Annotated in this window: 21 protein-coding genes; all 21 read left to right on the top strand. The window is 42.0% G+C overall.

Annotated elements, in window-relative coordinates:
* The first annotated feature begins 26 nt into the window (after nt 1-26).
* The 21 genes from atpB to HMPREF9960_RS04265 all read left to right on the top strand — a co-directional run bounded on the left by atpB (nt 27) and on the right by HMPREF9960_RS04265 (nt 17705).
* Nucleotides 27-740: a F0F1 ATP synthase subunit A gene (gene atpB / locus HMPREF9960_RS04365; protein ID WP_005589734.1), complete on the top strand. Its 714-nt coding sequence runs from the start codon at nt 27-29 to the stop codon at nt 738-740.
* 22 nt (nt 741-762) lie between these two features.
* Nucleotides 763-1257 (top strand): F0F1 ATP synthase subunit B, encoded by a 495-nt coding sequence (atpF, locus tag HMPREF9960_RS04360; RefSeq protein WP_005589735.1) that lies wholly within the window; start codon nt 763-765, stop codon nt 1255-1257.
* Nucleotides 1257-1793, top strand: a complete 537-nt coding sequence (locus HMPREF9960_RS04355; RefSeq protein WP_005589737.1) for a F0F1 ATP synthase subunit delta — start codon at nt 1257-1259, stop codon at nt 1791-1793. The genes atpF and HMPREF9960_RS04355 overlap by 1 nt, the downstream gene beginning before the upstream one ends.
* A gap of 15 nt (nt 1794-1808) precedes the next feature.
* Nucleotides 1809-3314, top strand: a complete 1506-nt coding sequence (gene atpA / locus HMPREF9960_RS04350) for a F0F1 ATP synthase subunit alpha (protein WP_005589738.1) — start codon at nt 1809-1811, stop codon at nt 3312-3314.
* Nucleotides 3315-3329: 15 nt separating this feature from the next.
* A complete protein-coding gene (locus HMPREF9960_RS04345) occupies nt 3330-4208 on the top strand; it encodes a F0F1 ATP synthase subunit gamma (protein WP_005589739.1) in 879 nt (292 codons plus the stop codon).
* A 37-nt stretch (nt 4209-4245) separates the two neighbouring features.
* Nucleotides 4246-5652, top strand: coding sequence for a F0F1 ATP synthase subunit beta (atpD, locus tag HMPREF9960_RS04340; RefSeq protein WP_005589740.1), 1407 nt, complete (start codon nt 4246-4248; stop codon nt 5650-5652).
* 7 nt (nt 5653-5659) lie between these two features.
* The gene (locus HMPREF9960_RS04335) at nt 5660-6082 is read left to right on the top strand and encodes a F0F1 ATP synthase subunit epsilon (protein ID WP_005589741.1); all 423 of its coding nucleotides are present in this window, start codon (nt 5660-5662) and stop codon (nt 6080-6082) included.
* An 87-nt stretch (nt 6083-6169) separates the two neighbouring features.
* Nucleotides 6170-6400: a DUF1146 family protein gene (locus HMPREF9960_RS04330; RefSeq protein WP_005589742.1), complete on the top strand. Its 231-nt coding sequence runs from the start codon at nt 6170-6172 to the stop codon at nt 6398-6400.
* A 68-nt stretch (nt 6401-6468) separates the two neighbouring features.
* Nucleotides 6469-7749, top strand: coding sequence for a UDP-N-acetylglucosamine 1-carboxyvinyltransferase (gene murA, locus HMPREF9960_RS04325; RefSeq protein WP_005589744.1), 1281 nt, complete (start codon nt 6469-6471; stop codon nt 7747-7749).
* Nucleotides 7742-7930 (top strand): DNA-directed RNA polymerase subunit beta, encoded by a 189-nt coding sequence (locus HMPREF9960_RS04320; protein ID WP_005592154.1) that lies wholly within the window; start codon nt 7742-7744, stop codon nt 7928-7930. Before murA ends, HMPREF9960_RS04320 begins: the two co-directional genes overlap by 8 nt.
* 71 nt (nt 7931-8001) lie before the next feature.
* Nucleotides 8002-8850: a DNA/RNA non-specific endonuclease gene (locus tag HMPREF9960_RS04315; protein ID WP_005589748.1), complete on the top strand. Its 849-nt coding sequence runs from the start codon at nt 8002-8004 to the stop codon at nt 8848-8850.
* Nucleotides 8851-9056: 206 nt separating this feature from the next.
* Nucleotides 9057-10016, top strand: a complete 960-nt coding sequence (locus HMPREF9960_RS04310) for an ROK family glucokinase (RefSeq protein ID WP_005592184.1) — start codon at nt 9057-9059, stop codon at nt 10014-10016.
* A 45-nt stretch (nt 10017-10061) separates the two neighbouring features.
* Entirely contained in the window at nt 10062-10469 is a 408-nt protein-coding gene (locus tag HMPREF9960_RS04305; protein ID WP_005589752.1) for a hypothetical protein, read from the top strand.
* 84 nt (nt 10470-10553) lie between these two features.
* Nucleotides 10554-11393, top strand: a complete 840-nt coding sequence (locus HMPREF9960_RS04300) for a thymidylate synthase (protein WP_005589754.1) — start codon at nt 10554-10556, stop codon at nt 11391-11393.
* 134 nt (nt 11394-11527) lie between these two features.
* Nucleotides 11528-12013 (top strand): hypothetical protein, encoded by a 486-nt coding sequence (locus HMPREF9960_RS04295; protein WP_005592214.1) that lies wholly within the window; start codon nt 11528-11530, stop codon nt 12011-12013.
* A gap of 153 nt (nt 12014-12166) precedes the next feature.
* Nucleotides 12167-12679 carry a dihydrofolate reductase gene (locus HMPREF9960_RS04290; protein WP_005592247.1) on the top strand — a complete coding sequence of 171 codons (513 nt, stop codon included), beginning with the start codon at nt 12167-12169 and terminating at the stop codon, nt 12677-12679.
* Nucleotides 12680-12894: 215 nt separating this feature from the next.
* Nucleotides 12895-14124, top strand: coding sequence for an ATP-dependent Clp protease ATP-binding subunit ClpX (gene clpX / locus HMPREF9960_RS04285; protein WP_005589758.1), 1230 nt, complete (start codon nt 12895-12897; stop codon nt 14122-14124).
* A gap of 9 nt (nt 14125-14133) precedes the next feature.
* The gene (gene yihA, locus HMPREF9960_RS04280) at nt 14134-14721 is read left to right on the top strand and encodes a ribosome biogenesis GTP-binding protein YihA/YsxC (protein WP_005589759.1); all 588 of its coding nucleotides are present in this window, start codon (nt 14134-14136) and stop codon (nt 14719-14721) included.
* A 345-nt stretch (nt 14722-15066) separates the two neighbouring features.
* Nucleotides 15067-15711 (top strand): glucosaminidase domain-containing protein, encoded by a 645-nt coding sequence (locus HMPREF9960_RS04275; protein ID WP_005592174.1) that lies wholly within the window; start codon nt 15067-15069, stop codon nt 15709-15711.
* A gap of 138 nt (nt 15712-15849) precedes the next feature.
* Entirely contained in the window at nt 15850-16794 is a 945-nt protein-coding gene (gene mmuM / locus HMPREF9960_RS04270; RefSeq protein ID WP_005589761.1) for a homocysteine S-methyltransferase, read from the top strand.
* 113 nt (nt 16795-16907) lie between these two features.
* A complete protein-coding gene (locus HMPREF9960_RS04265) occupies nt 16908-17705 on the top strand; it encodes a formate/nitrite transporter family protein (protein WP_005589763.1) in 798 nt (265 codons plus the stop codon).
* Nucleotides 17706-17710: the final 5 nt, after the last annotated feature.

Raw genomic sequence — 17710 nt, 5'->3', positions numbered from 1 at the left:
TATTTTAGAAAAGGGGGTGTCAAACCTTGGAAGAAAGTCTTAATCCGACTATTCAGCTAGGCCCAATATCCTTTGATTTGACCCTGCTTGCTATGTCACTTGTGACCGTTTTGATGGTCTTTGGCTTTATCTACTGGGGCAGTAGAAAAATGTCCATCCGACCTCAAGGAAAGCAAAACTTATTAGAATATGTCTATGATTTTGTCATTGGTTTTACAAAAGATAATATCGGAGAACGGTATATCAAGGATTACTCTTTGTTTATGTTCTCTCTATTTCTCTTTATTGCAGTTGCCAATAATATCGGTTTGATGGCTAAAGTTCAGACCACCAATGGCTATAATCTCTGGACTTCTCCGACGGCAAATTTGGGCTATGACCTAGCCTTATCCTTTATCATTACATTGATTAGTCATGTTGAAGGAATCCGTCGTCGTGGTTTTAAAGATTACTTAAAAGCTTTTGCAACACCTGGATTTATGACTCCAATGAATATCTTGGAAGAATTTACCAATTTTGCTTCTCTGGCTCTGCGGATTTTCGGAAATATTTTTGCAGGGGAAGTTTTGGCTGGCTTGTTGCTTACCTTGTCACAACAAGCATTTTATTGGTATCCAGCTGCTTTCCTAGGTAGTATGTTATGGACAGCCTTCTCGATATTTATTTCATGTATCCAGGCCTATGTCTTTACCATGCTGTCTTCGATGTATATCGGCAAGAAAATAAACGGTGAAGAATAGTAAGTAGAAAGGAAGAAAAGGAATGCACGTAACTATCGGTGCCATTATTGGTGACTTTATTCTCATCGCTGGTTCCTTCCTTTTATTAATTTTTTTAGTAAAGAAGTTTGCCTGGGGCAATATTACCAGTATCTTAGAAGAACGTTCTAAAAAGATTACGGATGATATTGACGGGGCTGAGTCAGCCCGCAAAAAGGCTGAGGAACTTGCGCAAAAACGTGAGAATGAATTAGCAGGAAGTCGTCAGGAAGCAACGACGATTATCGAACATGCTAAGGAAACAGCTGAAAAAAATAAGGCTGGAATTTTAGCGGATGCAGCTGAAGAAGCTGGACGTTTGAAAGCAAAAGCCAATCAGGAAATTGCTCAAAGCAAGGCAGAAGCCTTGAATAGCATTAAAGACGATGTGGCTGACCTAACAGTAAGTCTTGCAAGTAAGATCTTGAGCCAGCAGCTTGATACAAAAGCACACAGTGAGCTTATTGATCGTTATATTGATAAATTAGGAGATGCTTAATGGACAAAAAGCACTATGCGGTAATTGAAAAATATACCTTGCCTTTTGTTCAATTAGTATTTGAAAAAGGTCAGCAACAAGATGTTTTTGAAAAACTAAGCCAAATTAAGGCTGTGTTTGAAGAAACAAATCTTGCTGACTTTTTATCACATATTGGCGTTGATGAGGGAGAAAAGGAGAAGGCTCTTCGACTTTTTCAAAACTCAGATTCACAGCTGATTGATAACTTTATCGAAGTCGTTATTCTCAATCATCGAGCAGATTTATTCTACGATATGTTGATAGAAATTCAGCATCAGATTGAGAAACAAAGCAATGAATTTGAAGTGACGGTTAAATCTGTTCAAGCATTGACAGAAAGTCAAAAAGAAAGATTGAAACCAATGATTGAGCAAAAAATGGGCCTCAAGGTTCGCTCGCTCAAGCAGGAATTAGATGCTAGCCTGATTGGTGGCTTCGTCATTTCAGCCAATAATAAGACAATTGATGCAAGTATAAAACGTCAATTACAACTCGTAAAAGAAAATTTGAAATAGAAAGTGGTGTGAATTTTGGCGATTAACGCACAAGAAATCAGCGCTTTAATTAAGCAACAAATTGAAAATTTCCAGCCAAATTTTGACGTCACAGAAACTGGGGTCGTCACTTATATTGGTGATGGAATTGCTCGTGCCCACGGCCTTGATAATGCCATGAGTGGTGAGCTCTTGATTTTTGAAAATGGTTCTTATGGTATGGCCCAAAACTTGGAGTCAACCGATGTCGGGATCATTATCTTGGGTGATTTTACAGATATTCGTGAGGGCGATACGATTCGCCGTACGGGTAAAATCATGGAAGTTCCTGTCGGAGATGCTTTGATTGGTCGTGTCGTAGATCCGCTCGGTCGTCCTGTTGACGGCTTGGGTGAGCTTGCTACAACTAAAACACGCCCTGTAGAAGCACCAGCTCCAGGAGTTATGCAACGGAAGTCTGTATCAGAACCATTGCAAACAGGTTTGAAAGCTATTGATGCCCTTGTACCGATTGGTCGTGGTCAGCGGGAATTGATTATCGGTGACCGTCAGACTGGTAAAACTAGTATTGCCATCGATGCGATCCTCAACCAAAAAGGGCAGGATATGATCTGTATCTATGTTGCCATTGGTCAAAAGGAATCTACTGTCCGGACACAGGTGGAAACTCTCCGTCAGTATGGAGCCTTGGATTATACTATCGTGGTAACAGCATCAGCTTCACAACCATCTCCATTGCTTTTCTTGGCTCCTTATGCCGGTGTAGCAATGGCTGAAGAATTTATGTACAATGGTAAGCACGTCCTTATCGTTTATGATGACTTGTCTAAACAAGCGGTAGCTTATCGTGAGCTTTCCCTCTTGCTTCGTCGTCCGCCAGGTCGTGAAGCCTTCCCAGGGGATGTTTTCTACCTTCACAGCCGTCTGCTTGAGCGTTCAGCTAAGGTTTCTGATGAGCTGGGTGGTGGTTCAATCACAGCCCTACCATTTATCGAGACACAAGCAGGAGATATCTCAGCCTATATCGCGACCAACGTGATTTCAATCACGGATGGTCAGATTTTCCTTAGTGATAGCCTCTTTAATGCAGGTATCCGCCCAGCTATTGACGCCGGTTCTTCTGTATCTCGGGTAGGTGGGTCTGCACAAATCAAGGCCATGAAGAAGGTTGCAGGAACTCTGCGTATTGACCTTGCTTCATATCGTGAGCTGGAAGCCTTTACCAAATTTGGTAGTGACCTTGATGCAGCAACTCAGGCTAAGTTGAACCGTGGACGCCGTACGGTAGAAGTATTGAAACAGCCAGTTCATGAGCCACTGCCAGTTGAAAAACAAGTTGTGATCCTTTATGCACTGACTCATGGTTTCCTAGATACAGTACCAGTGGATGAGATTCTTCAGTTTGAAGCAGAGCTTTTCGCTTACTTTGATGCTCATCATGAAGACATTTATGAAACAATTCGTCAGACAAAAGATTTGCCGAGCGAAGAAGTGCTGGACGCCGCTATTACTGAATTTATTAATCAGTCTAACTTCAAATAAGAATAGAGGTGTCAGATGGCAGTTTCATTAAATGATATCAAAAATAAAATTGCATCCACAAAAAACACCAGTCAAATCACTAATGCGATGCAGATGGTTTCTGCATCTAAGTTGGGAAAATCCGAAGAAGCAGCAAAGAACTTTCAAGTCTATGCTTCTAAGGTTCGGAAACTCTTGACCGACCTTTTGCATGGTCATGAGGAAGAAAATGTTAGCCATCATCCACTTTTAAAGAGCAGACCGGTTCAGAAAACGGCTTATATCGTCATTACATCTGATCGTGGTTTGGTCGGTGGCTATAACGCAACCATCCTCAAATCCATGATGGAATTGATTTCGGAATACCACGAAAAAGATGACTATGTCATTATTTCGATCGGTGGAATGGGAGCGGATTTCTTCCGAGCACGGGGCATTCAGCCAATTTATGAATTGCGCGGCTTAGCCAATCATCCGAGTTTTGATGAAGTTCGGAAAATCATTTCCAAGACGATTGAAATGTATCAGAATGAGCTTTTTGATGAACTTTATGTGTGTTATAACCACCATGTCAACAGTTTGACCAGTCAGATGCGGGTAGAGCAGATGTTGCCAATCGTCGATTTGGATCCTAGTGAAGCGGATGAGAATTATATTCTCAATCTAGAATTAGAATCTAGTCGAAACGCGATTTTAGATCAGCTCTTGCCTCAATTTGCTGAAAGTATGATTTACGGGGCGATTATTGACGCAAAAACTGCTGAAAATGCTGCTGGTATGACAGCCATGCAAACAGCAACAGATAACGCTAAAAAAGTTATCAATGATTTGACCATTCAGTATAACCGTGCTAGACAAGCAGCTATCACGCAGGAAATTACTGAAATTGTGGCGGGTGCAAGTGCACTGGAATAGTGTCACAGAAAATAAATAGTATAAAGAGGAGAAAAGAATGAGCTCAGGCAAAATTACTCAGGTTATCGGACCGGTTGTAGACGTAGCGTTTGCAGCTGGCGACAAGCTACCTGAGATCAATAATGCACTTGTAGTCTATAAAAATGACGAAAAAAAATCAAAAATCGTCCTTGAAGTAGCTCTTGAGCTTGGTGATGGAGTGGTTCGGACCATCGCTATGGAATCAACGGATGGGTTGACTCGTGGCATGGAAGTGCTAGATACTGGCCGTCCAATTTCTGTGCCAGTCGGCAAAGAAACACTTGGTCGCGTCTTTAACGTTTTGGGAGATACCATTGACTTGGATGCTCCTTTTGCGGATGATGCAGAGCGCCAGCCAATCCATAAGAAAGCTCCAACCTTTGATGAGTTGTCTACTTCTTCAGAGATCTTAGAGACAGGTATCAAGGTTATCGACCTGTTAGCCCCTTATCTGAAAGGTGGTAAAGTTGGACTCTTCGGTGGTGCCGGAGTTGGTAAGACCGTCCTGATTCAAGAATTGATCCACAACATTGCCCAAGAACACGGTGGTATTTCTGTATTTACTGGCGTTGGGGAACGTACCCGTGAAGGGAATGACCTTTATTGGGAAATGAAAGAGTCTGGTGTTATCGAGAAAACAGCCATGGTCTTCGGTCAGATGAATGAGCCGCCAGGAGCGCGTATGCGGGTTGCTTTGACTGGTTTGACGATTGCAGAATACTTCCGTGATGTGGAAGGTCAAGATGTCTTGCTCTTCATTGACAACATCTTCCGTTTCACGCAGGCAGGTTCTGAAGTTTCTGCCCTTTTGGGTCGGATGCCGTCAGCCGTTGGTTACCAACCAACACTTGCGACAGAAATGGGGCAATTGCAAGAGCGTATCACATCGACTAAGAAGGGTTCTGTAACCTCTATCCAGGCCATCTACGTGCCAGCCGATGACTATACTGACCCAGCTCCAGCAACGGCTTTCGCCCACTTGGACTCTACAACCAACTTGGAACGTAAATTGGTTCAATTGGGGATTTATCCAGCCGTGGATCCACTTGCTTCAAGCTCTCGAGCTCTTTCTCCTGAGATTGTTGGTGAAGAGCACTATGCAGTAGCTGCCGAAGTGAAACGCGTATTGCAACGTTATCATGAGTTGCAAGATATCATTGCCATCCTAGGTATGGATGAGTTGTCAGATGAAGAAAAGACTTTGGTTGCGCGTGCGCGTCGGATTCAATTCTTCCTGTCTCAAAACTTCAACGTTGCGGAGCAATTTACTGGCCAGCCAGGATCTTATGTGCCTGTAGCTGAGACGGTTCGTGGCTTTAAAGAAATCCTCGAAGGCAAGTACGATAAGTTACCAGAAGATGCCTTCCGTGGTGTCGGTTCGATTGAGGATGTCATTGCTAAAGCGGAAAAAATGGGATTCTAAGAGGTGAATGATGGCTCAAATGACAGTACAAATCGTTACACCGGATGGTCTGATTTACGACCACCGTGCTGCATTTGTTTCCGTAAAAACGATTGACGGAGAAATGGGGATTTTGCCTCGCCATATCAATACAATTGCTGTTTTGGAAGTGGATCAAGTCAAGGTACGCAGAATCGATGATGACAAACATATTGACTGGATTGCGGTCAACGGTGGCATCATAGAAATTGCTGATAATGTGATTACCATTATCGCGGACTCAGCTGAGCGTGAGCGTGATATTGATATCAGCCGTGCCGAGCGAGCTAAGCTGCGTGCTGAGAAAGAGATCGAAGAAGCCCAAGACAAGCATTTGATTGACCAAGAGCGACGCGCTAAAATCGCCCTCCAGCGTGCCATCAACCGTATTAACGTTGGAACAAGAATGTAATGAAAAAAGAATGGAGTTTCCATTCTTTTTTATTGTCCCATACTCCTTTTCGCTAGAAACAGCTTTTCTTATGGTATAATAAAATCTATGATAGAATTAATGTTTCGATTATGCAGTCATCTTCTCTTTATCTTTATGTCTTTTCATCTTTTGTCTACAGTGGTCAGTTGGGAAAGATTTCTAAAAGTAAATGCTGATAATGCCATCAAAATTCGTTTTTTGATTTTATTGCTAAGTATTGCCTTGGGCTACATGGCTAGCCTATTTTTTATCGGTATTTATGATATGAGTCGGGCAATCTTTAATGGAACTTTATAAGGTCAGAATCTTGATTTTATGGTATGATAGTAAGGATTAATTTTTAAGATTTGGAGTAACTAGTTAGTATGGAAAAAATTATTATTCAGGGTGGAAATAACCGTCTGGTTGGCAGAGTTAAGATTGAAGGAGCTAAAAATGCGGTGTTGCCACTGTTAGCAGCAACTGTTTTAGCCAGCGAGGGAAAAACAATACTCAAGAATGTGCCAGTCCTTTCGGATGTTTTTACCATGAACAATGTTGTTCGCGGCTTGAATACGCAGGTAGACTTTGACCAAGATGAAAATACTGTAGTTGTAGATGCGACTAAACCATTGACCGAAGAGGCTCCTTATAAGTATGTCAGCAAGATGCGGGCTTCGATTGTTGTATTGGGTCCCATTCTTGCTCGTAATGGGCATGCTAAAGTGTCCATGCCGGGCGGTTGTACGATTGGTAGCCGGCCTATCGACCTTCATTTGAAGGGCTTGGAGGCAATGGGTGCTCAGATTACGCAGACTGCTGGATACATTGAAGCTAGGGCAGACCGCTTGATGGGGGCGCATATTTACATGGACTTCCCAAGTGTTGGTGCGACACAGAATATTATGATGGCGGCAACTTTAGCTCAAGGTACAACTGTTATTGAAAATGCTGCTCGAGAACCTGAAATTGTCGACTTGGCCTTACTGTTAAATAAAATGGGCGCTAAAGTCAGAGGGGCAGGAACGGAGAATATAACAATCATCGGTGTTGAAAAACTTCATGGAGCTGAGCACAATGTCGTGCAAGACCGTATCGAAGCTGGTACATTTATGGTTGCCGCTGCCATGACGGGTGGTGATTTGCTGATTGAGAATGCGATTTGGGAACACAATCGTCCGCTTTTATCAAAAATGCAAGAAATGGGAGTAGAAGTGACGGAAGAAGACGAAGGAATTCGCGTCCGCTCAGATGTTTCAAAGTTAAAAGCTGTTTCTGTCAAAACTCTACCTTATCCAGGTTTCCCAACAGATATGCAGGCTCAGTTTACTGCCTTGATGGCGATAGCCCAAGGAGAGTCTGTCATGGTTGAGACGGTCTTTGAAAACCGCTTCCAGCACTTAGAAGAGATGCGACGGATGGGTCTTCACTCCGATATTATGCGGGATACCGCTCGGATTTGGGGTGGTAGCAGCCTGCAAGGAGCAGAAGTGATGTCGACAGATCTCCGGGCTAGTGCGACCTTGATTTTGATGGGCTTGATTGCTGAAGGGGAAACAAAGGTTAGCAAGTTAGTCCATTTGGACCGTGGCTATTATAAATTTCACGAAAAGCTGGCGGCTCTTGGTGCCAACATCAAACGCGTAAAGGAAGAAGATGATGAGTGAAAATTGGAAATATTTGGCTAGACAACTAGGCATCATTGCCTTGGTGCTGGTAGTCGCTTTTATCATTTTTTGTCTTGGTCTGGTTATCGGATATGGCGTGATTGGAAATGCAGACAATCCTTGGTCTATCTTATCGCTAGATACTTGGAATGAACTTGTTTCTAAGTTCACTGGTCATTGATCTGCTAAGATGTCCGAAAATTTACCGACTGTGCAGAATTTTGCGCAGTCCTTTTAAATGGAAAAGGAAAGATGCCAAAAAGAAAGAAATTACAAAAAAAGAGCACTAAATCTACTCAGACTATAGCTGGGCTTCTGGTTGCTCTGACTTTATCACTGGGAGCCTACTTTTTTGGAAATGGCAATCAGTCACCAGCGGTAAATACATCGTCAGCCATTAGTCAAAATAGGGATACCAGCACACCAGATCAAGCACTGGCTGAGAGTGTTCTCACTGACTCGGTGCGTTCTCAACTTGGTGGAAAAATCGAGTGGAATGGAGCTGGAGCTTTCATCATCAATGGGAATCAAACGAACTTAGATGCCAAAGTGTCGAGTGCCCCTTATGCGGATAATAAAACGAAGATGGTTCAGGGGCAGACTGTTCCAACAGTTGCCAATGCCTTGCTTGCCAAATCGACCCGTCAATATAAATCAAGGGAAGAAACGGGAAATGGTTCCACTTCTTGGGTTCCTGCTGGTTGGCACCAAGTCAAATATCTATCAGGTGAATACAACCATGCAGTGGATCGCGGGCATCTTTTGGCTTACTCTCTTATCGGTGGTTTAAAGGGATTCGACGCCTCTACTAGCAATCCAGCCAATATCGCAGTCCAAACAGCCTGGGCCAATCAGGCCAATAAAGACAATTCGACGGGCCAGAATTACTATGAAACTCAGATTCGTCGTGCTTTGGACCAGAATAAGCGAGTCCGCTATCGTGTCACGTTGATCTATGCTTCAGAAAATGATCTGGTGCCATCTGGCTCGCATTTAGAAGCTAAGTCCAGCGATGGAAGTTTGGAATTCAATGTCTTCGTTCCCAATGTCCAGTCAGGAATAGTCCTTGATTATCGCACTGGCAGAGTGAGCCTTAGATAAACATGATTTAAATAATATGATCCATTTGAAGTGAGCAGCTAGGATGATTTATGTGCTTCAATAGACCTATCGGTATCTCAAGAGATGCCGATTTTTATTTTGAGTGAAATAAGCACAAACGAAAAGCAAAAAATACTGTGCAAACCTTTTCTACGCTGAAAAAATTTGCTATAATGAAAGGGAGAACGAATACAGAGGAGAATATCATGTCAAAAAAAATTATTGGGATTGATTTAGGCGGAACTTCTATCAAATTTGCTATTTTGACGCAAGAGGGCGAAATCCAAGAAAAATGGTCTATTAAAACCAATATTTTGGACGAGGGAAGCCATATTGTAGACGATATGATTGAGTCTATCCAGCATCGCTTGGAGCTCTTAAATCTATCAGCAGAGAACTTTATCGGAATTGGCATGGGATCACCGGGTGTGGTTGACCGTGAGAAAGGGACTGTTATCGGTGCCTACAACCTCAACTGGAAAACCCTCCAACCAATTAAAGAAAAAATCGAAAAAGCCTTGGGTATCCCATTCTTCATCGATAATGATGCCAACGTAGCTGCGCTTGGTGAGCGTTGGATGGGTGCTGGTGAAAACCAACCAGACGTTGTCTTTATGACGCTTGGTACTGGTGTTGGTGGCGGTATCGTTGCAGAAGGTAAACTTCTTCACGGTGTAGCTGGTGCAGCAGGTGAGTTGGGCCACATCACTGTTGACTTCGACCAACCAATCGCATGTACCTGTGGTAAAAAGGGCTGTCTTGAGACAGTGGCTTCAGCAACAGGGATTGTCAATTTGACTCGTCGTTACGCTGATGAATATGAAGGCGACGCAACTTTGAAACGCTTGATTGATGACGGAGAAGAAGTAACTGCTAAAACTGTATTTGATTTGGCAAAAGAAGGCGACAACCTTGCCTTGATCGTTTATCGTAACTTCTCACGTTACTTGGGGATTGCTTGTGCCAATATCGGTTCAACCCTTAATCCATCAACGATCGTTATTGGTGGTGGAGTGTCAGCAGCAGGAGAGTTCCTACTTGAGGGTGTTTGTAAAGTTTATGAAGAAAATACATTCCCGCAAGTACGCACTTCAACTAAATTGGCGCTGGCTACACTTGGAAATGATGCTGGCGTAATTGGAGCAGCTTCGCTGGTACTTCAATAGTTCTAACTACTTCCTCTCTTAGCATAGCTATAAGGAGGGCTAAAAATGAAGAGAAAAGTTGCATATTTTCTAATATTATTTCCCATTTTTCTTTTGATCTTATCCGCTTGCAAATCAAAGACAGAAGGTTTTCTGACCATATTGAATAGTCAGAATCAGCAGATTTATCAGACAAGAAACACCAAAACCTTGGATGAATTTGCAGATATTCTAGATCTGGTAGAGTCTGAGGAAGATAATGAAGATGCCTGGGTTGATTTACCTGATGATGCAGAGGTTAATTACATCTACAATATTAGTGGAAAAAAGGGAGAAAGTGGTGTCAAATTTACGACCTACAAAAACTACCCCTATGTCACTCTTTCAAATATTCCTGCTGTGTCAGATATTACCTTGAGATTATCAGAAAAGGATGCGAATAAGCTCAATCATCCAGATGAATGGGTCAAATAAGGTTTTCTCCTGCTAAACTTGGCAGGAGAATTTTTATGGAAAATTTGCTATACTAGAAAAAGCTCACTGAACGAAGGAGAAATCATGACGTTAGCAGATACGATTTTCAAAGAAAATATAAAAAAGATTATGGAGCAAGGTGTTTTTTCTGAGAATGCCCGTCCGCGCTACAAGGATGGAAATGTGGCCAACTCTAAATATATCACTGGTTCTTTCGCAGAATACGATTTGAGCAAGGGCGAGTTCCCAATAACGACTCTGCGCCCTATTGCCATCAAGTCCGCTATCAAGGAAGTTCTTTGGATCTATCAAGACCAGTCTAATAGCTTGGAATTGCTCAACGACAAGTATCATGTTCACTACTGGAATGATTGGGAAGTTGGCGATACGGGTACTATTGGCCAGCGCTACGGAGCTGTTGTCAAGAAGCATGATATTATCCATAAAATTCTCCAACAGCTGGAAGCCAATCCTTGGAACCGTCGCAATATCATCTCTCTCTGGGATTATGAAGCGTTTGAAGAAACAGACGGCCTGCTGCCATGCGCTTTTCAAACCATGTTTGACGTTCGGCGTGTGGATGGGGAGATTTATCTGGATGCGACTCTGACCCAGCGCTCAAATGATATGCTGGTGGCTCACCATATCAACGCTATGCAATATGTGGCGCTGCAGATGATGATTGCCAAGCATTTTGGCTGGAAGGTCGGCAAGTTCTTTTACTTTATCAATAACTTGCACATCTATGACAATCAGTTCGAGCAGGCGGAGGAGCTATTGCGTCGAGAGCCTAGCGACTGCCAACCTCGACTCGTTTTAAATGTGCCGAATGGAACCAATTTCTTTGATATCAAAGCAGAAGATTTTGAGTTATTAAACTATGATCCGGTCAAACCTCAACTCAAGTTTGATTTGGCGATTTGATTGTATTTTTCCTACTGAATGACAGTCAGTAGGTTTTTTAATTTTCAAGAGCAAATGATTGAAATTTATTTTGTAAGTGCTATAATGACAATAGATATATGTGTTTCGCTAGTGCCTATCTCGGAGGTATTGATATGGAAGCAATTTTTTTAACACATAGAAGCAGGAGAAAACTCTTTAGTCTGGGCATTTGTTCATTTTTGCTTGGTCTATCGGTTTCTGTGACACCGATGGCTGTTGTGGGTGCGGATGAAGTCCAGCAGGCAGAGTCCCAACTTGAGCAAATTGCGGATTCTTCAATGGAAGAAGATGACTTTCTGCAGCTTGTAGACCAAGGTTCGGATGGGGCAAATCAGGGAAAGAAATCCTATACGATTGATTTGCTTTGTCATGGAAAAGGCCCTAAAAACAAAGGGACCGAGCAAAGCAATGCTGATGCTTCAACTGAAGGTAAGTCAGTCAAAAGAGAGGGATGTGATATTGATCCCCTAGCGGATAAAAAAGAGGCTACCACTGCTGAGCCTAAAAAGGCAGACTCAACGCTCTTGAACGTTTCCTTGTTTGGCCTTGTAGCTGCTGTTGTAGGATTTGTCTTTATCAAAAAGATGAAGAAAGAGTAATTTGCCTAGCAAACGAATAGTCGATAATCTTTTGGGTTATCGATTTTTTATCTGGATCAGCTGACAAAAATAAATAGATAGAAGTGATAGTCCAAACAAGTCTTTTTTAATAAATTTTGATAGAATAGAAATATCAATGTGAAGGATAGAGAAATGACGAAAAAGATTGCGGCGATTTGGGCACAGGATCAAAATGGTTTGATTGGAAAAGACCAAAGCTTGCCATGGCATTTACCAGCAGAGTTGAAACATTTCAAGGAAATTACGACTGGGCATGCGATTTTAATGGGGCGAGTGACTTTTGATGGGATGCATCGGCGCGTGCTGCCAAATAGACAGACTCTGATTTTGACACGTGATAGGGATTACCAGATTGAAGATGAGCGTGTTTTGGTATTTCATGAGCTTTCAGCAGTATTGAAATGGTACCAAGAGCAAGAGACGAATCTTTATATTATCGGTGGCGGTCAAATCTTTTCTTTATTCGAGCATGAATTGGATGAGGTGATTAAGACAGAAATCCATGCTAGCTTAGAAGGTGATACTTATTTCCCAGCAGACTTTGATTTGACACAGTTTGATGAAGTAAGCAGTCGTTTTCGACCAAAAGATGAAAAAAATGAGTATGATTTCACCGTAAAAATCCTCAAAAGAAAGGGTTCATAGGAATGGAAAGAAGTGTTTTTGGTTTTTTACGGCCTTTTTATGTGCAATTTGTCTGATTTGTTCTTTTCAGACTTTTCGTAAAAAACGTTTTGGATTGGCTATTTTATTTTTGTTAAATGCTTTTACAAATCTTGTTAATTCCATCCATGCTTTTTATATGACCCTCTTTTAAAATGTAAATAAAATTGAATTAGAATTTAGAATGGGAGTAAACAATGCCTACAAATCGTAATAATGAGATGATGGTATATTGTTCTTTCTGTGGAAAGAATCAGGACGAAGTCCAAAAGATTATTGCGGGCAACAATGCCTTTATCTGTAATGAATGTGTCGAGTTGGCGCAGGAAATTATTCGAGAAGAATTAGCTGAGGAAGTTTTAGCTGATCTTTCTGAAGTACCAAAACCGCAAGAATTGCTCAATATTTTGAACCACTATGTGATTGGTCAAGATCGGGCCAAGCGGGCTTTGGCAGTTGCCGTTTACAATCACTATAAGCGAATTAATTTTCATGACAGTCGCGAAGAGGATGATGTGGAGCTACAAAAATCCAACATCCTCATGATTGGTCCAACTGGATCTGGGAAAACATTCCTGGCTCAGACCTTGGCGCGCAGTCTCAATGTTCCTTTTGCTATCGCGGATGCGACAGCCTTGACTGAGGCTGGCTATGTTGGTGAAGATGTAGAGAATATCCTGCTCAAGCTTTTACAGGCAGCTGATTTCAATATTGAACGGGCAGAACGCGGCATCATTTATGTGGATGAAATCGACAAGATTGCTAAGAAGAGCGAAAATGTTTCTATCACTCGTGATGTTTCAGGTGAGGGTGTTCAGCAAGCCTTACTGAAGATTATTGAAGGAACAGTTGCCAGCGTGCCTCCTCAAGGTGGTCGTAAGCATCCACAGCAAGAAATGATTCAGGTTGATACCAAGAACATTCTCTTTATCGTTGGTGGTGCTTTTGATGGTATCGAAGAGATTGTCAAGCAACGTCTTGGTGAGAAGATTATCGGTTTCGGTCAAAACAATAAGGCAATCGACGAGGGTGCGTCTTATATGCAGGCCATTGTCGCTGACGATATTCAAAAATTTGGGATTATTCCTGAGTTGATTGGTCGTTTGCCAGTTTTTGCAGCTCTAGAGCAGCTGACCGTTGATGATTTAGTTCGCATTTTGAGTGAACCGAGAAATGCACTAGTGAAGCAATACCAAACCTTGCTTTCTTATGATGATGTTGAGCTTGAATTTGACGAGGAAGCTTTGCAAGCCATTGCTAGAAAAGCTATCGAACGCAAGACAGGTGCGCGTGGACTGCGTTCAATTATTGAAGAAACCATGATGGATGTCATGTTTGAAGTGCCAAGTCAGGAAAATGTCAAACTGGTTCGTATCACGAAGGAAGCAGTGGACGGCACAGACAAGCCAATCTTAGAAACTGCCTAGGGGAAGCTTATGGAAATCAATACACATAATGCTGAGATTTTACTGAGCGCAGCCAATAAATCGCATTACCCTCAGGATGATATCCCAGAAATCGCCTTGGCGGGTCGCTCCAATGTTGGTAAATCTAGTTTTATCAATACTCTGCTCAATCGTAAAAATTTAGCACGGACTTCGGGTAAGCCTGGTAAAACGCAGTTGTTGAACTTTTTCAATATCGATGACAAGCTCCGTTTTGTGGATGTTCCTGGCTACGGCTATGCCAAGGTTTCGAAAACGGAGCGCGCTAAATGGGGCAAAATGATTGAGGAATACTTGACCAGTCGGGACAATCTGCGAGCGGTCGTGAGTCTAGTAGACTTACGCCATGATCCTAGTGCGGATGATGTGCAAATGTATGAATTCCTCAAATACTATGAAATTCCAGTTATTGTTGTGGCTACCAAGGCTGATAAAATTCCACGTGGTAAGTGGAATAAGCATGAGAGTGCCATTAAGAAAAAGCTGGACTTTGACAAAACTGATGATTTTATCATCTTTTCTTCAGTTGATAAAACTGGTCTTGATCAAGCCTGGGATGCTATTTTGGGCAAGATCTAGATGTTAGATTGTATCGGAATGATAGTTGAACTTTCAGAGTTTAAGATCATAGCCTGATTCCGTATGGGTTGGAGTCAGGTTATTTTCATCTTCAGTTCAGCCTGTATACCTTAGTGATAAGGCTCATTATGCAAGTCGAACGAGAAAGTTTTGAATGGAACAATCGTGGCTTGTGAAACTTATATTTGTGGAAGACATAAAAAATGTCATATACTTGTAATTTATTGCTAATGTTATTTTGCTTTTAGTATGTTACAATAGTAGAATAAATATTGTATTTAGGAGAAAGACTGTGAAGAAGAGAATTTCAAAAGAAAGAAAAAACTTTTGATAGGTTTGGCAGTAATGGCCTCAACCGTTGTCTTTGGTCTGGCTTTGTCAAAGCAAATCAAGCCAGCAAGTGCAAATGATGCTGTTCAGCAACCATTGAACCAAACAGAATATTTCATTTCACAAATTAGTGAGCCAGCTCGCCAATTGGCCCAGGATAATGATCTATACGCTTCTGTGATGATTGCACAAGCTATTTTAGAGAGTGGTTCTGGCCAGTCTGGTCTGTCAGGATATCCTCACTATAATTTATTCGGGATTAAAGGAGCTTATGCTGGTCAGTCAGCGACGATGGAGACCTTAGAAGAAGATGGTCAGGGCAATACCTACGCAATCAACGATCAATTCCGCTCTTACTCAAGCTACGCCGAATCCCTTCAGGATTATGTCTATGTATTAAGACAAAGTCACTTTGCGGGGGCTTGGAAGAGTAATGCACCGACTTATCAAGATGCGACAGCTGCCTTGACAGGTGTATATGCAACGGATAGTCATTACTATGCAAAATTGAACTATCTGATTGAAGCATACAATCTGACTCAGTTTGATTCGCCTAGCTATCAGACAGGAGCGTCTAATATGGTTTACAATCCTTACCGTGGACAATACACGACTCAAGATGTTCTGGAAACAGACCAAGCATGGGCATCACATAACTAGATAAGAAAAAAAGAGATTGTAATAATCTCTTTTTTGTGTTTTACTAATGAAGTAGACGATCATTTCAAATAAGCAAACTTATTTATCTTTAGCAAAACTGACTAAGCTGTTATTTTAGAAAAAGCTTGAGGAGCAAGAATGGGAGCATTTAAAGACTTACTTGAAAAGCAAGAAATAATAATTCTAGATGGTGCTTTGGGGACAGAGCTGGAGAGGCAGGGCTATGATGTTTCTGGTCGGCTTTGGTCAGCCAAGTACTTGCTTGAGAATCCTCAGATTATCCAAGGCCTGCATGAGGACTATGTTCGGGCTAGCAGTGACATTATCACCACTTCCAGTTATCAGGCCAGCATTCCAGCTTTTGTCGAAGAAGGATTGAGTTTAGATAAGGCTTATGAGCTCTTCAAAGAGACGGTATTTTTGGCACAGGCAGCTGTTAAAAATGTCTGGCAGGGATTATCGCTAGATGAGCAGCAGCGTTCATATCCTTTGATAGCTGGATCGGTCGGGCCTTATGCTGCTTATCTGGCTGATGGTTCGGAGTATACAGGAGCCTATCACTTGAGTGAGGAGGAATTTAAAGACTTTCATCGTCCGCGGATACAAGCCTTGCTGGATGCGGGTTGTGATTTATTGGCACTTGAAACGATTCCTAACGGAGCAGAAACCGAGGCGCTTGTTCATTTACTATCAGAAGAATTTCCGCAGGTGGAAGCCTATTTATCTTTTACCGCTCAAACGGTATCAGCGATTTCGGATGGAACACTGATAGAAGAAGTTGGACGCTTGGCTCAGTCGAGTCCACAAGTATTAGCTGTCGGTTTTAACTGCACAGCTCCGCATTTGATTGCTCCTTTATTAGAAAAGTTGAAACAGGTGTGCGATAAGCCCTTACTAGCCTATCCAAATTCTGGAGAAATCTATAATGGGGTGACGAATACTTGGCAGGACAATCCTGAGCAGCAGCTCTGTTTAACTGATTACAGCCATCTTTGGAAGAAGCAGGGCGTTCAGCTTTTTGGCGGTTGCTGTCGAACTAGGCCAGAAGATATAAGGCGGCTAGCAGGCGAACTAAGAACTTGAAATGTAGTTTTCCGATTTCAAGTTCAAATTTAGAAAAAAACTTACAGAAAACGCTTTCGAAAAATAAAAGTTTGTGATATACTGTACATAGTTTAACTTAGAGGAGAATTATTATGGTCGAATCGACATTTATTCCAAAAATAGAAGCAGCTTGCCGTAAGAAAGAAGGCTTGTTCGACACAAGTAAAGGGAAGTATGCTGTTCGCTCTATCTTTGCGGGGGCCTTTCTGACTTTCAGTACAGGAGCAGGAGCCATTGCGGCAGACCTGACAAATAAGATTGTCCCAGGAACGGGTCGTTTTCTCTTCCCTTTTATCTTTGCTTGGGGATTGGCCTACATCGTCTTTCTGAATGCTGAGCTGGTGACTTCCAACATGATGTTTTTGACAGCTGGCACTTTCTTGAAGAAGATTGACTGGAAAAAAGCATTGATTATTTTGTTCTATTGTACTTTCTTTAACTTGATTGGGGCTCTGATTGCTGGGTGGCTCTTTGCTAATTCGGCGGCTTATGCGGGACTTAGCAAGGAAAGTTTCATTGCTGGTGTTGTGCAGATGAAGCTTGCCCGCTCCAATGAACTTATTTTACTTGAGGGAATTCTAGCCAATGTATTTGTTAATATTGCGATTCTTTCCTTCGTCTTGGTGAAAGATAGTACAGCTAAGCTTTTCTTGGTTATTTCAGCTATTTATATGTTTGTTTTCTTAACCAACGAACACTTGGCAGCTAACTTTGCTTCTTTTGCTATCGTCAAATTTAGCTCAGCTGCGTCACAGGTGGCAAATTTTGGTATTGGAAATATCCTGCGGCACTGGGCTGTGACCTTCGTAGGAAACCTGATTGGTGGTGGTCTTCTAATCGGTCTGCCATATGCTTGGTTCAATAAAAAAGAAGAACATTATGTAGATTAAAATGT

The organism is Streptococcus cristatus ATCC 51100 (genome assembly GCF_000222765.1).
GTDB classification, from domain to species: Bacteria; Bacillota; Bacilli; order Lactobacillales; family Streptococcaceae; genus Streptococcus; species Streptococcus cristatus.
Note: the sequence above shows the minus strand (reverse complement) of the source record. Positions and strands in the feature narration are given on the sequence as shown.

What these genes read in the sequence shown, in the direction of transcription:
- yihA (WP_005589759.1), top strand. Translation starts at nt 14,134, where the DNA reads ATGGAAATCAATACACATAATGCTGAGATTTTACTGAGCGCAGCCAAT.
- HMPREF9960_RS04275 (WP_005592174.1), top strand. Translation starts at nt 15,067, where the DNA reads ATGGCCTCAACCGTTGTCTTTGGTCTGGCTTTGTCAAAGCAAATCAAG.
- HMPREF9960_RS04320 (WP_005592154.1), top strand. Translation starts at nt 7,742, where the DNA reads ATGAGTGAAAATTGGAAATATTTGGCTAGACAACTAGGCATCATTGCC.
- clpX (WP_005589758.1), top strand. Translation starts at nt 12,895, where the DNA reads ATGCCTACAAATCGTAATAATGAGATGATGGTATATTGTTCTTTCTGT.
- HMPREF9960_RS04305 (WP_005589752.1), top strand. Translation starts at nt 10,062, where the DNA reads ATGAAGAGAAAAGTTGCATATTTTCTAATATTATTTCCCATTTTTCTT.
- murA (WP_005589744.1), top strand. Translation starts at nt 6,469, where the DNA reads ATGGAAAAAATTATTATTCAGGGTGGAAATAACCGTCTGGTTGGCAGA.
- atpD (WP_005589740.1), top strand. Translation starts at nt 4,246, where the DNA reads ATGAGCTCAGGCAAAATTACTCAGGTTATCGGACCGGTTGTAGACGTA.
- mmuM (WP_005589761.1), top strand. Translation starts at nt 15,850, where the DNA reads ATGGGAGCATTTAAAGACTTACTTGAAAAGCAAGAAATAATAATTCTA.
- HMPREF9960_RS04355 (WP_005589737.1), top strand. Translation starts at nt 1,257, where the DNA reads ATGGACAAAAAGCACTATGCGGTAATTGAAAAATATACCTTGCCTTTT.
- HMPREF9960_RS04345 (WP_005589739.1), top strand. Translation starts at nt 3,330, where the DNA reads ATGGCAGTTTCATTAAATGATATCAAAAATAAAATTGCATCCACAAAA.
- HMPREF9960_RS04295 (WP_005592214.1), top strand. Translation starts at nt 11,528, where the DNA reads ATGGAAGCAATTTTTTTAACACATAGAAGCAGGAGAAAACTCTTTAGT.
- HMPREF9960_RS04315 (WP_005589748.1), top strand. Translation starts at nt 8,002, where the DNA reads ATGCCAAAAAGAAAGAAATTACAAAAAAAGAGCACTAAATCTACTCAG.
- HMPREF9960_RS04335 (WP_005589741.1), top strand. Translation starts at nt 5,660, where the DNA reads ATGATGGCTCAAATGACAGTACAAATCGTTACACCGGATGGTCTGATT.
- atpF (WP_005589735.1), top strand. Translation starts at nt 763, where the DNA reads ATGCACGTAACTATCGGTGCCATTATTGGTGACTTTATTCTCATCGCT.
- HMPREF9960_RS04330 (WP_005589742.1), top strand. Translation starts at nt 6,170, where the DNA reads ATGATAGAATTAATGTTTCGATTATGCAGTCATCTTCTCTTTATCTTT.
- HMPREF9960_RS04300 (WP_005589754.1), top strand. Translation starts at nt 10,554, where the DNA reads ATGACGTTAGCAGATACGATTTTCAAAGAAAATATAAAAAAGATTATG.
- HMPREF9960_RS04265 (WP_005589763.1), top strand. Translation starts at nt 16,908, where the DNA reads ATGGTCGAATCGACATTTATTCCAAAAATAGAAGCAGCTTGCCGTAAG.
- HMPREF9960_RS04310 (WP_005592184.1), top strand. Translation starts at nt 9,057, where the DNA reads ATGTCAAAAAAAATTATTGGGATTGATTTAGGCGGAACTTCTATCAAA.
- HMPREF9960_RS04290 (WP_005592247.1), top strand. Translation starts at nt 12,167, where the DNA reads ATGACGAAAAAGATTGCGGCGATTTGGGCACAGGATCAAAATGGTTTG.